At 33.7% G+C, this 13,210-nt stretch carries 10 protein-coding genes; 2 read left to right on the forward strand and 8 right to left on the reverse strand.

Going from position 1 to position 13,210, the window contains the following annotated elements:
• Window positions 1-8: 8 nt before the first annotated feature.
• The 8 genes from EW093_RS01485 to EW093_RS01520 form a co-directional block, all read right to left on the reverse strand.
• Entirely contained in the window at window positions 9-1,595 is a 1,587-nt protein-coding gene (locus tag EW093_RS01485; protein ID WP_149566687.1) for a hypothetical protein, read from the reverse strand.
• Between the two features lie 136 nt (window positions 1,596-1,731).
• Entirely contained in the window at window positions 1,732-4,257 is a 2,526-nt protein-coding gene (gene hrpB, locus EW093_RS01490) for an ATP-dependent helicase HrpB (RefSeq protein ID WP_149566688.1), read from the reverse strand.
• Window positions 4,238-5,758 carry an L-arabinose isomerase gene (gene araA, locus EW093_RS01495; protein ID WP_149566689.1) on the reverse strand — a complete coding sequence of 507 codons (1,521 nt, stop codon included), beginning with the start codon at window positions 5,756-5,758 and terminating at the stop codon, window positions 4,238-4,240. The genes hrpB and araA overlap by 20 nt, the downstream gene beginning before the upstream one ends.
• A 45-nt stretch (window positions 5,759-5,803) precedes the next feature.
• Window positions 5,804-8,182, reverse strand: coding sequence for a ribulokinase (locus tag EW093_RS01500; RefSeq protein ID WP_149566690.1), 2,379 nt, complete (start codon window positions 8,180-8,182; stop codon window positions 5,804-5,806).
• Window positions 8,183-8,268: 86 nt separating this feature from the next.
• Window positions 8,269-9,129 (reverse strand): sugar ABC transporter substrate-binding protein, encoded by an 861-nt coding sequence (locus EW093_RS01505; RefSeq protein ID WP_149566691.1) that lies wholly within the window; start codon window positions 9,127-9,129, stop codon window positions 8,269-8,271.
• Entirely contained in the window at window positions 9,081-9,272 is a 192-nt protein-coding gene (locus tag EW093_RS18015; protein ID WP_149566692.1) for a helix-turn-helix domain-containing protein, read from the reverse strand. The genes EW093_RS01505 and EW093_RS18015 overlap by 49 nt, the downstream gene beginning before the upstream one ends.
• 100 nt (window positions 9,273-9,372) lie before the next feature.
• Window positions 9,373-9,795 (reverse strand): DUF3237 family protein, encoded by a 423-nt coding sequence (locus EW093_RS01515; protein ID WP_187759781.1) that lies wholly within the window; start codon window positions 9,793-9,795, stop codon window positions 9,373-9,375.
• A complete protein-coding gene (locus EW093_RS01520; protein WP_149566694.1) occupies window positions 9,788-10,597 on the reverse strand; it encodes an alpha/beta hydrolase in 810 nt (269 codons plus the stop codon). The genes EW093_RS01515 and EW093_RS01520 overlap by 8 nt, the downstream gene beginning before the upstream one ends.
• 165 nt (window positions 10,598-10,762) lie before the next feature.
• On the opposite strand from EW093_RS01520, the gene EW093_RS01525 reads away from it, so the two are divergent.
• Together EW093_RS01525 and EW093_RS01530 are read left to right on the forward strand one after the other, a co-directional pair.
• Window positions 10,763-11,647, forward strand: a complete 885-nt coding sequence (locus EW093_RS01525) for an AraC family transcriptional regulator (RefSeq protein ID WP_149566695.1) — start codon at window positions 10,763-10,765, stop codon at window positions 11,645-11,647.
• 57 nt (window positions 11,648-11,704) lie between these two features.
• Entirely contained in the window at window positions 11,705-13,126 is a 1,422-nt protein-coding gene (locus EW093_RS01530) for a family 43 glycosylhydrolase (protein WP_246745060.1), read from the forward strand.
• Window positions 13,127-13,210 lie beyond the last annotated feature (84 nt).

Consider the following 13,210-nt stretch of genomic DNA (forward strand, 5'->3'; position numbering starts at 1 on the left):
GGTTATATTTATCTTCTTATATATTCTGATACTTCAAGTATATCGGAATCGGACTCCTCATATTTTATTTCAACATAATCATTTGGTTCTGTTAGTATTATATCCTTTGAAATCTGAGAAGTTAGGGTAAAAGTTCTATTTTTAACTCCCTGAAGAGTAAAATAGTAAAAAGAGTCTCCTTTAAAAATATCAGAGTTTATTCTCTCAATAACTCCATTAATTGCCTTAATATTTAAACTTTCCCTAATATCTGCCCCGGAAAGTGTTCTTTTTAAAGCAGATTTATAGTTTCTTAGGGCCTCTTCTGTAGTCTCTCCAATTCCTAAAACTGTATAATCTTCAACGGATATCATAGATATCATTTTAATTAGACCAGCATTATCTTTTAAAGAAAGAACATAAGTAGGTCTCCCAACTATATTGTACATTATTGGAAATGTTGCATAATAACCCTTCTCTTGAACTTTACCCTCAGCGGAACCCATTGCAGCAGTCTCTGTTGCACCTGATTGTTTATAATATTTAAACTCCTTGGTTCTTGAATTAACCAGTATAAATCCAATTGTAGAATCATCAGCACCTACTGATGTAACACCAGAGTACCAGTAACTAACACCATCCTTTCCATAGACTAAGGAGATTCCAGGTGTTAACCTTTGTACTCCCTCTTCAGCAAGAATAGAGTTCCAAAACCCTTTTTTAAACTTACCCCAATTATTAACTTGATCAATAACAAACTCTTCTGGTTGAATCCTATCAACCCATTTAGGTGTTTTATCAACTGTATAAGAGGATAAAGTTCCATTTTGAGCATCTATTAAAATAGTTTTTTCTACATCCTTACCACTATAACCAATAACTTTTTTATACTGAGATATAACCCAATATGGTTTACCATCATCATCAATTTCAAATGTGTAGTCGGTAAAGCCTTTATTTATAAAACCATTAAAATAAATATGACGTTTAAGGTCCTGGGAGAAATAAGCATCTGGTTGATACTTTATAAAACCCTTATCCTGAACTAGCCTTACATCCTGGGGATTAGTAGCAGAGACCATAATATAACCTTTTGATCCCTCTTTGTTACTTAACCACTTAAAAAATGATCTATGTAGTAACGGTGCAACCCAATATAATTCTCCCCTATATGTCTGAATATTAAAGTTTCCTACATAAGAACTAGAGCCAAGGGCAGGGTCTTGCCCTATTGTTTTGTCTCCAAGTTTAGAGGCCATATCTTGATCTACTAGTCTAATTTTATCAACATCAACAGGGGAGATGTCTTCTATAAATAAGCTCTCTTCGACCTCTCCAATAATATTCATATACCTGTCTGATCTACCAATTGCAGGTGTTGTAAATAGAGGGACTATTGTTAAAAAAACAAGGCCTAAAGCGGTAATTATTAGCCCGGGGATATTGGGGATTCCATTTTTATTAGATTCTACTATTAGAATTGTAATACCGATTAGTGTTACAAAGAATGGAAGTCCATAGAACATAATATTTAATACAGGAAGTGATAGGTAATAAATAGCTGCAAATAATACTATTAAACAACTATAGATTATAAAATTAAATTTTTTTTTCATAAGATACTCCTTAATCATTTTTAACTAATTATTTTCCTTTTTTTACATCATTTTACTCTAAAGTTATAGAGTATATAGAATTTTAAACTAATGCAACAAATTCAAATTATTTGATTTAAGGGCACTAGAAGGACTTTTAATGTCGCTGTTTTTTGCCTTTCCCCTTAACCCTATTAGTTGGAGTTGCTTGATATGGGTTATCTGGCCAGTGATGTTTAGGATACCTACCTTTTAAATCCTTTTTAACATCTATGTAGGTATTATCCCAGAAACTCTTTAAGTCTTTAGTTATCTGTATAGGCCTGGAGGCTGGAGAGAGAAGATGAATAGTTATAGGAACCTGGTTATTGTACACTACAGGAGTAACAGTTAGCCCAAATAGTTCCTGAAGTCGAACCTTTAATATAACCTCCCCTGTAGAATAATCTAAAGGAATGTTAGAACCACTTGGAACAACAATATGGGTAGGAGCCAGTTCATCTATTAGTTTAAGTCTATCCCACCCCAATAATCCTTTAAGAGCCGATAAAAGATCGATCCCTCCACTAGTAATAAATGGTTTAAGCCAGTTTAAGTCCGCTATCAATGCTGTGGAACTAAAGTCTGGGAATTTATCCTTATCTATACGATTAAGAAAATTAACCCTATCTACAAAGCTGTTACACTTTTTATCCCAGTTAAGAGTAGATAATCCATTTTTAGATAGGTAAGATATAAGTAAAGACTGGTATAAATCGGTAGGGATTTTATTTAGAGTCTCACTTTTTAATACAATGGCACCTAACTTGTACTCCTTATGCAACCTAAACATAGAACGGTTTTTATCATAAATAAGTTCCGAAGACCATTCCATAGTGGTTTTAAACCTATCATAGAGATCCGAGGTCGTTATCTCATGGGCTAAATAAACCTTGTTAATTCGGTTTGTTCCCCCCGAGTTAAGTACAATAATATATGGACAGTTATATAGGGTATCATGATCTAGTAAGGAGACTTCGACACCATTAATAGTTATAAATCTACCCTCCCCTATACTCTTAGCAACTCTATCTGGATATGCATACATAAGAAGTTTACCTAAAGATGAAGTATTAAAAGAAACGGTGTTACCAGAGTGCATAGAGTTAGCATAATCCTTAACTCTTTTTAGGCCATACTTATTAATAGTCCCAGGGTATACTGACCTGTTTAGGCAAGCCTCTAAGCGATAGAAGATATCACTCTGAGATAGTCTGTTAGGGTAATTAATAAAATCCTTTTCAGATAAAATAGCTGCTACAAAGGTGGCCGTGTGTAACATATCTACTTTTTTAGCTTCGTAAACCATAGAACCAAGCCTTGGATGAACAGGTAGAGAACGTACAGTCCGTCCTTTCGCTGTTATTCCACTATCATTTATACAACCAAGGCTTACAAGAAGATCTAATGCATTATTAAATAGTGAGACATTAGGAGGTGTAAGCCAGTTTAAACTTGATAGATCAACATATCCCCATGCTGCAAGATTTAATACCGTTGGTGTAAGATCTTCCCTAAGAATACCTGGTTCTATAACCTTCTGGAGTTTTTTATGACTATCCCACAGTCTGATACAAACTCCTGGTTTGGTTCTTCCTGCCCTCCCTGCTCTTTGGTCAGCAGAAGCCTGTGATACAAATATAGTCTCTAAACTCTCCATACCATTTTTAGAGTTAAATGTAGGTCGACGGATTAACCCTGAATCAATTACAATATTTACACCATCTATTGTTATAGATGACTCAGCAATAGAGGTTGATAAAACAACCTTTCTAGTGGAATCACTAGGGGCAATTGCCAACTCCTGGTCTTCCCTGCTTAAACCACTATAAAGTGGTAATACTAAAATATCAGATGGTAACTTATTAGAAAGTAACGTTAATACTCTTTTAATCTCACCAACTCCTGGAAGGAAAACTAAAATGCTACCTTGGTAATTATTTATTACATCAATAACACTGTTAACTACTGCCAAGAGTAGATCTGAGTAGAATGAGTAGGATAGAAGATCAGAATTAGTTCCTGGCTCATAGAGAATATCAACAGGATAAGATCTACCTTCACTCTCAATTATTGGTGCATTATCTAAATATAATGAGATTTGTGATGTATCTATAGTTGCAGACATAATAATTAGTTTAAGATCATCCCGTACTACTTCTTGGCACTCTTTTAACAAAGATAAAGAGAGGTCTAAATCAACAGATCTCTCATGAAATTCATCAAATATAACACATGCTGTATCTAATAGTTCAGGGTCAGATAATAACTTGTTTACAAAAACACCCTCTGTAACTACTTCAACAATTGTAGATTCAGAGACTTTTGTATCCAAATGGACTCTATAACCAACACTCTGCCCAATACTCTCCCCTAGGGTTTTAGCCATCCAATTGGCGACACTTCTAGCTGCTATACGTCTTGGTTCAACTAGAATAATTTTTCGATCTTTAATCCAATCCTCCCCTAGAAGTTCCAAGGGTACAACACTGCTTTTACCGGCTCCTGTAGCTGCTTTAATAACACAGGAGGAAGAAGTGTTTAGGGCTAATTTTATATTTGTTATAACACTGTATATAGGTAGATATTCTACACTATTTAAGGGTGATTTTACGTTTGAATAATTAATTTCTACCTCCAGCAAATCCTTTCATACTATAGTATAAATCATTCCACTGTAACTCTTTATTAAGACCTATAAAGTTCGTATTAGTATCTATAACTACAGTTTCGATGTCAACCATCCCAGCATAATCCCTTAACATCTCCGTTGTTACATCCTTACTATAACTAGTGTGGTGTGCACCACCTGCTAAAATCCATGACTTTGCTGCTGTTTTAAAGTCTGGAAGAGGTTTCCAAACAACCCTTGCTACAGGCAGTTTAGGAAGATCATTAATTTCATCCATTGTATCTATTTCGTTTATTAACAGTCTGAATCTGTTACCCATATCCATTATAGAAGCGTTTAATGAAGGACCACCTTCACCATTAAAAACCATTCTTACTGGCTGATCTTTACCACCAATACCTAAGTGATGAACTTCAAGTTTTACAGGGTTTTTCCCTGCAATAGATGGACAAACCTCTAACATATGAGCACCTAAAACACTTGAATCTCCATCTGTTAAGTCATAAGTATAATCTTCCATGAATGTAGTACCACCAGGCATACCACGTCCCATGATCTTCATAGTTCTTACAAGTGCTGCTGTTTTCCAGTCCCCTTCTCCGGCAAATCCAAATCCCTTCTCCATAAGTCTTTGACATGCTAGACCTGGAAGCTGACATAGACCATGTAAATCTTCGAAGGTTGTAGTAAAAGCACAAAAACCTCCATCAACCAGAAACTTTTCCATAGCTATTTCTAGTTTCGCAGCATCTTTTAGTGATTGAAACATATCTCCACCAACTTTTAATGTCTCATCTACTAGATATTTTTCGTTGTACTCATTAACAACAGCATTAACTTCCGCATCTGTAACTTTATCTAATAGAGCAACAAGATCTCCTACTCCATAACCATGAACATTATATCCGAATGTTATTTGTGCTGATATTTTATCACCTTCTGTAACAGCAACATTTCTCATGTTATCACCAAATCTACATATTTTAGCACCTTTCATTTTATGATGAGCTACTGCAGCTCTTATCCAAACATTAATTTCGGAAAGAACTTCTTTATCCTGATAAAAACCTACAACAATCTTTCTGTTTAATTTTAACCTGCTATTAATATAACCATGCTCCCTACCACCATGGGCAGACTGGTTAAGGTTCATAAAATCCATATCAATATCATTCCACGGTATATTCTTATTAAACTGAGTATGCAGGTGTAAAATAGGCTTAGTTACTGTTTTTAATCCGCTAATCCACATTTTTGATGGAGAGAATGTATGCATCCAAAGCATAATACCTCCACACTCTTTACTACTATTAGCTGCAATAAAGAAATTTGTAACTTCCTCTTCTGTAGTAACTATTCCTTTATACTCAATATCAGCTGGAATTATCTGTTGTGTTCCAAGGTAGTCTGCAATAATCTTGGTATGCTCCTTAACCTGTTTTATTGTATCGTCACCATATAAGTGTTGTGACCCAGAAATCATCCAAATTTTCGTATCTTTATATATTTTCATTCCTATCTCCTTTTGCGTTATCGAACACGTATGTGCTAAAAAAATCTACTGTCCGTAATATGAATTTTTCCCATGCTTACGTTGGTAATGTTTATTTATCAAAGTCTGTTTAATTGGTTTAGCATCTTGATTTGCTGCTTCTGTAATAGTAGCCATCTTACATAACTCTTCTAGTACTGCAGCGTTATACACAGCCATTTCGGGGGTTTTCCCCCAAGTAAATGGGCCATGACATGCAACAAGAACCATATTTACCTCTTTAGGGTTTAAGTTCTTCGCTTTGAAAATATCTAGGATCTGGTAACCAGTTTCTTCTTCGTAGTTCCCATTTATTTTATCATCATTCATGACTTCAGTAACTGGAATATTCTCAGAAATATGGTCAGCATGTGTTGTTCCATATATTGGAACATCTCTACAAGCTTGAGCCCATGCTACAGAGTGTGTTGCATGGGTATGAACAATTCCCCCTAATTCAGGGAAGGCCTTATAGAGTACTGCATGGGTCATTGTATCAGATGATGGATTCAAATTTCCTTCAACCTTATTACCATCTAAATCAACTATTACCATATCCTCTGGCTTTAAAGCGTTATAAGGTACTCCACTTGGTTTAATTGCAAAGACACCACGATCTCTATCTAAAGCACTTACATTTCCAAAGGTATAGATTGCAAGATTCCTATTTGGAATCTCCATATTAGCATCGTAACACCGTTGTTTAAGCTCTTTATATTCATCATAAACAGCAGCAGTTTTAATCTTAGACTCCACGAAAGAACCAAATGAGAGATATTCTTTATATAATCTCTCGTAAATATCTACATTTTCTTTATTAGGAGAATATTTAAGGTCGTATCCTGGATTCATCTTCTCCTGAGCTTCACCAACTGTTTTGTATATACCCGCGGCAACAGCTGCAAACATACAGGAACCTAATGCACAAGCTTGATCGGATACACTTACAATAATCTCTTTATTTAAAACATCAGCAAGGGTTTGCATAACTAGTGGTGATTTTCTTGAAATCCCTCCAATTGCAATAACTCTTTTTATATCTATACCTTGCTGTGCAAATCTATCCTGAATAGCTCTTGCTCCAAATGCTGTAGCATCGACTAAGGCTTTAAACATATCATAAACTGTTGTTCCAATTTTTAAACCGGTAAAACCACCTGTTAATAATTGGTTTGCATCAGGTGTTCTTCTACCATTAATCCAGTCTAATGCTAATACATGATTTTCTGTTGGAAGTTTAGATGCCATTTTAGATAAAGTAGGAATTAACTTATTATCTAACTCTCTAAGTAGCCTAGTCTTTTTATCCTGTGATAATAGAGAACTACCATTTATGATCTCTATTGATGGCTCTAATACAACACTTTTAAACCATGCATAAACATCTCCAAATGCCGATTGCCCAGCTTCAAGACCAATCATATCAGGAATTACAGAACCATCGACCTGACCACATATTCCTTTAATGACCTTATCTCCGAAATCCTCTTTAGGTGCAAGAACAATATCACATGTACTTGTTCCTATAACTTTTACCATATCAAAAGCATTAATTCCTCCACCAACGGCTCCAAAGTGACAATCAAATGCAGATCCACCAATTACAACATCTGTAGAAAGACCTAGTGTTTCTGCCCACTCTTTTGTTAAAGTCCCTACAGGTTGTTCTGCTGTTACGGTGTCACCTCCCATTCTTCCCCTTAAACCAGTTAATAGTGGATCAAGGTCTCTAAAAAACTCCTCCGAAGGTAGACCTTCAAACTCTTTGTTCCACATACCTTTATGACCTGCTGCACATCTAAACCTCTTCATTGTTAATGGTTCTGTATTCCCTGTAAGAAGTGCAGGTATCCAATCCGTATGTTCAACCCATGAGTAAGCAGCGTCCCTAACCTTCTTATCAACTCTTAATGTTCTTAGAATTTTTGCCCATAACCACTCTGAAGAGTAGATCCCACCAACGTACTTTGTATAATCTGGAACTTTACCACTATGAGCCAATGCATTAATCTCTTCTGCTTCTTTTATAGCAGTATGATCCTTCCATAAAATAAACATAGCATTAGGGTTCTCCTCGAACTCTGGTAATAGAGCTAGAGGAGTACCGTTTTGGTCTAAAGCACATGGAGTAGAACCAGTGGTATCCAGAGCAATTGCTTTTACATTATTTGCAACATCATCTCCAGCCTTTTCTATTACTTCTCTGATTGTTGCTATTAGACCTTCTATATAATCCTTTGGATGCTGTCTAAACTGACTCTCGGAAGGAACACAGTATAACTGCTTCTGCCATCTTGAATAATTAAAAACAGATTCAGATAGCTGCTTTCCATCTTTAGTATCCACTAGAATAGCACGAACAGAGTCACTACCGTAGTCTAGACCTATTACATACGAATTATCCATATAAACTCCTATTGTTAATATGCGTTAACGATAACGCATATTAATCCTAAAAATTGCATATGTCAAATATAGATGTGTTAAAATTTTTAAAATGTATATAAATTTTCTTTTGTAATGATATTCATAGGAATAATTATATTAGAATTAACCTCTTTTTTTAGTATTAATGTATCATAGAGGGTTCTAACACCTAAACGTCCCTGCTCTTTAGGTTCCTGTGTAATTATAAAATCTATTGTACCATCTTCTATATAATGAATATTCTGTGGGATTATATCATATCCAATAAGAGGAATACTGGAATCAATTAATGGTGCTATGGTGTAAACAAGGGAGTTTACCACAAAAATACCATCAAACTTAGTTATATTTTTTTTAAGGAAGTTTTTTACCTCATCTCTATCTACTAACATTTTAAAAGTAGTAATATTGATTCTTGGCTTATATATTTTTATTGATTCAATAAATCCTGCTATTCTTTCATCTAGATGACTACTCCCACTATAAGGATGTATAATAAGGATGTTAGCACTACTATTACTACCCACTAATAACGCCATTAGTTTAGCGGATAACATACCACTTTTCCTGGAGTCCTGTCCAATATATGTTAGCTTGTTTTTAATTTCTGGTATATCTGAGTCGATAAACAGATATGGTTTTTTACAATCGGTTAGATATTCTTTAATCTGGGACTGTCTTACAGGAGTAATAAGAAGTCCTATAGAGTCATCATTAATAGCTTTATCAAAAGCTTCTTTACAAGATTCACTAGAAAATCTATCAAAGTGATATATATTCACGGATGTACCAAGACTCTTTAATTCATCCCTAGACTCTTTAATCCCTTGGATTACAAGAGACCAGTAACCATCATCCTGGTTCTCTTCAGGGATAATTACAGAAAATGAGTGCTTGGATGATTTTTTAAGTCCTCTAGCATGCATGTTAGGGAATATCCCATCTCCGATACCAAGATTTGGACCTTCTTAGCAGTTTCTGCTGAGAATCGTCCCCTATTATGTAAAATTCTGTCAACAGTACCTACTGAAACTCCTGCAGCATCTGCTATCTCTTTAATAGTAGCCATAAATTATCCCACTTATATAATTTAGTTATGATAACACAAATATAGGATTCAGTAAGATAAAAAGGATTATTTATAGTCTTAATACTATTTTATTTGTTTATTATTTATATTGTGTAGAAAAGATAAGGACCTCTACCCCATTTTTATGGGGTATAACATGACTCTCAAGGGAGGCTGATTCAAGCCACTTTAGGTTTGTACTATCTGTTAAAATCTTAGGTGTAGCATAAAATATATTATCCCCTTCTTTAACAATACCATTATTCTCTATAAATATTTTACAATTTTGATCCATAAAATCCTTACCAGAAAGAATATACCTTGCGGACAAAGAGAGCATTTTATCACTTATCTGTTTTTGGGTATCCACAGCTCCTGGTAAAATAGAGCCATTAAAAAACTCACCACTTGCAGTTCCATCAAAGGATATCATTACAACTTGGGAGTTATTACTTTCAACTTTCTCTATATTAGTGATATTGACATCTATCTTAATAACTTCTTGCCAATTTGCATTATCCATATATTCCATTAATATATAGATTTAACAAAGAAATATAAACCATTAGACCAGACATTAAAATCATGTCCCCAGGGATCTCTTTAAATGTATGTTTTACACCATTATTCTCAAAGGCCATATGATACTTAAAAGGTTCATCTCTTACAACAGGATCAGCATCCCCGTGAATTATTATAATTAATGTATCTTTAAACTCATCCTTTAAAACAAAACCTTCCTGGTTTAAAAGACCATTTTCTGTAACATTATTATTAGAATATTCTAGTAAACCGAATGCAGGGCTAAATGCACCTATGTAACCAAATATACTCTGTAGGGTAATACCAATATATATAGACTCCCGGCCACCCATACTAAGTCCAGCTATAGCTGTGTTTTCTCTACCTTCTAAAATATTATAGTTAGTTTTTATATATGGTATTAGATCTTTTTGTAGATCATTTATAAAGTTATCAAATGCATCAAAATGTCCTTTGGTAAAAATATCAGAAGGATTACCTGAATCATTTTTTCTTGCTCGAACATTTGGAATTACAGTAATCATTGGTTTAACATCACCACTATTAATTATATTTCCAATAACCTCTACAGGTTTACCACCAAGCCATTCATTTTCATCCCCACCGATCCCATGAAGAAGATAAAGTACAGGGTATTTTGTATTAGGATCATAATTAGGAGGTAATATTACGTTTGCTTCTCTAACATTACCAACAACAGTAGAGTTATATTTTATTTTAATTAACTCTCCATAAGTAACATTACTATTTCTAGATTTAAAGTTTGTAGGTATACTATTCATATCCAATAATTCCTCTTATTTTAATAGCATAATTATTAAAATACATATTTCTTGACAGCTATAATTATGTCTTATACTATCAAAATATCATAATATAAACCTGTTTAAAAGATAATATTCCATCACAATATTGTCTTATCTAAACATTATTAAAGGGATTTAAAAGTGTTGATTCATCAATTAGAATATTTTGAGAATATTAAATTTAATAACTCTGATTTCCCATTTATACTTTTTACATCATTTGGATTAACTACTCATCCCCACTGGCATATAAACTCTGAATTAATGTATGTTGAAAAAGGAGAACTTACACTTTATATAAATGGTGAACCTAAAAAATGTTCAAAAGGTGATATCTTTTATCTACCACAAAATTATTTACATAGTGTTGTAACAAATTGTAGCTGTAAATATTATGTTCTTGTACTAGGTAAAGATCTATTATTAAGTGAAAAGGATGATCCAATACTAACACCAATTAAGTCTATAATCTCTGGAGAAATAAAGACAAAACCTATTCAAATACAACCCGGAAACAGACAACACACACTGTTGTTACCAATAATAGAGAGTATAATTACTGAGGACACAACAGCAAAATCTTTTTACAAAATTATGATAAAAACTTATGTAATACAGCTTTTCTCTCTACTATTACGTTATAATTCAGACATACAGGATAGTAATTTACAACCTATTAGTTCCAGGCTTCTAGATATAAAAAGAACATTAGATTACGTAACAAATAACTATATGAATAAAATTACTATAGAGAGTATTAGTAAAAACTTTGGACTAAGTGAACAACACTTCTCCCGTCTATTTAAACAATTTACTGGTAAAACATTTATAGAACACTTAACCCATTACCGTCTTGAGCAAGGAAAAAACCTTCTATTAAATACTGATCTACCTGTTTCAAGAATCCCGGAATTAACCGGATTTTGTAACCCCTGTTACTTTTCCAGGGTTTATAAAAACCATTATGGCATTTCCCCAACAGAAACCAGAAAAAAGTTAATGAAACAACAATCAATTAATATTTAACAAAATTTAGCAATATTTACTAAGACATAAAATTTTTCTTATTTTATCATTACCCCTATGATGAATAATTTAAAACAAGGATTAAACCCCTATCTTCCATCCTGGGAATATATACCAGATGGTGAACCATATCTGTTTGAAGATAGAATTTATGTGTATGGATCCCATGATCGTTTTAACGGACATGGGTATTGTCTAAATGATTATGTATGCTGGTCAGCACCTGTAAACGAACCACAAAATTGGAGATACGAAGGTATAATATATAAAAAAACTGATGATCCGGCAAACCCAGATGCATCAATGTGTCTGTATGCTCCAGATGTTACAGTTGGACCAGATGGTAAATATTATCTATTTTATGTTTTAGATAAACTACCAATTGTTTCTGTTGCAGTTTGTGATAAACCAGCAGGTAAATACAAGTTTCACGGTTATGTACACTACTTAGATGGAACAAAACTTGGAGAAAAAGATGGTGATGAACCACAATTTGATCCTGGTGTTTTAACTGAAGGGAATACAACATACCTATATACCGGCTTCTGCTCAAGGGCAGATAAATCAAGAAGTGGTGCTATGGGAATGGCTCTGGATTCAGATATGTTAACTATAATTGAAGAACCTAAAATAGTTGTTCCTAGCCAACCATATAGCGAAGGCTCAGGGTTTGAAGGGCATGAATACTTTGAAGCAGCATCTATCAGAAAAATAGGTGATACTTACTATTTTGTATACTCCTCAATAGTAATGCATGAACTCTGTTATGCTACAAGTAAAAACCCCCTTAAAGGTTTTGAATATCAGGGAGTTATTGTAAGTAATAATGACCTACATATTGATACATATAAAAAAGCAGAAACTCCAGCATATTACGGAGGAAACAACCATGGTAGTATAGTGGAAATGAACAACAGTTGGTATGTCTTTTACCATAGACACACAAATGGTAGTAACTTCTGTAGACAAGGTTGTATCGAAAAAATCGAAGTAGATAAAAATGGTAAAATAGCACAAGTGGAGATGACTTCTTGTGGTATTAATGGTGGACCTTTAGTAGGTAAAGGTGAATATCCAACATATATTGCTTGTAATTTATTCTGCGATAAAGAAGCTATATATGCTCCTTTTAACGCTTATATGGATAATAGATACCCAATAATTACTCAAGATGGTAAAGATGGGGATGAAGAGATAGGTTATATTGGTAACATGATGAAATCAGCAACAGCTGGTTTTAAATATTTTAACTATAAAGATGTTAAAAAAATAACACTTAAGGTTAGAGGTTATTGTCAAGGTAATTTTGAGATTAGAACTGAAATTAATGGACCTGTTCTTGCTACTATTAATGTGGATTTTACAAATGTTTGGAAAGAGTATACAACAGATATAAATATACCAAATGGAGTACATCCTCTATATATTACTTATGCAGGAGATGGTATTGCAAACCTTGCTTCATTCATTCTGGAATAGCAATATAAATGTATAAAAAAGCAATAATTGGAAAGTAAAACAGAGGTAAACTCATTATTATTTAACCTGAATTAATCAATAAAT

The sequence above is a fragment of the Thiospirochaeta perfilievii genome (genome assembly GCF_008329945.1).
GTDB lineage: Bacteria > Spirochaetota > Spirochaetia > DSM-2461 > DSM-2461 > Thiospirochaeta > Thiospirochaeta perfilievii.

Coding starts and splice junctions, on each gene's coding strand:
- EW093_RS01485 (WP_149566687.1), bottom strand. CDS start 1,595: ATGAAAAAAAAATTTAATTTTATAATCTATAGTTGTTTAATAGTATTA.
- araA (WP_149566689.1), bottom strand. CDS start 5,758: ATGAAAATATATAAAGATACGAAAATTTGGATGATTTCTGGGTCACAA.
- EW093_RS01500 (WP_149566690.1), bottom strand. CDS start 8,182: ATGGATAATTCGTATGTAATAGGTCTAGACTACGGTAGTGACTCTGTT.
- EW093_RS01505 (WP_149566691.1), bottom strand. CDS start 9,129: ATGCATGCTAGAGGACTTAAAAAATCATCCAAGCACTCATTTTCTGTA.
- EW093_RS18015 (WP_149566692.1), bottom strand. CDS start 9,272: ATGGCTACTATTAAAGAGATAGCAGATGCTGCAGGAGTTTCAGTAGGT.
- EW093_RS01515 (WP_187759781.1), bottom strand. CDS start 9,795: ATGGATAATGCAAATTGGCAAGAAGTTATTAAGATAGATGTCAATATC.
- EW093_RS01520 (WP_149566694.1), bottom strand. CDS start 10,597: ATGAATAGTATACCTACAAACTTTAAATCTAGAAATAGTAATGTTACT.
- EW093_RS01530 (WP_246745060.1), top strand. CDS start 11,705: ATGATGAATAATTTAAAACAAGGATTAAACCCCTATCTTCCATCCTGG.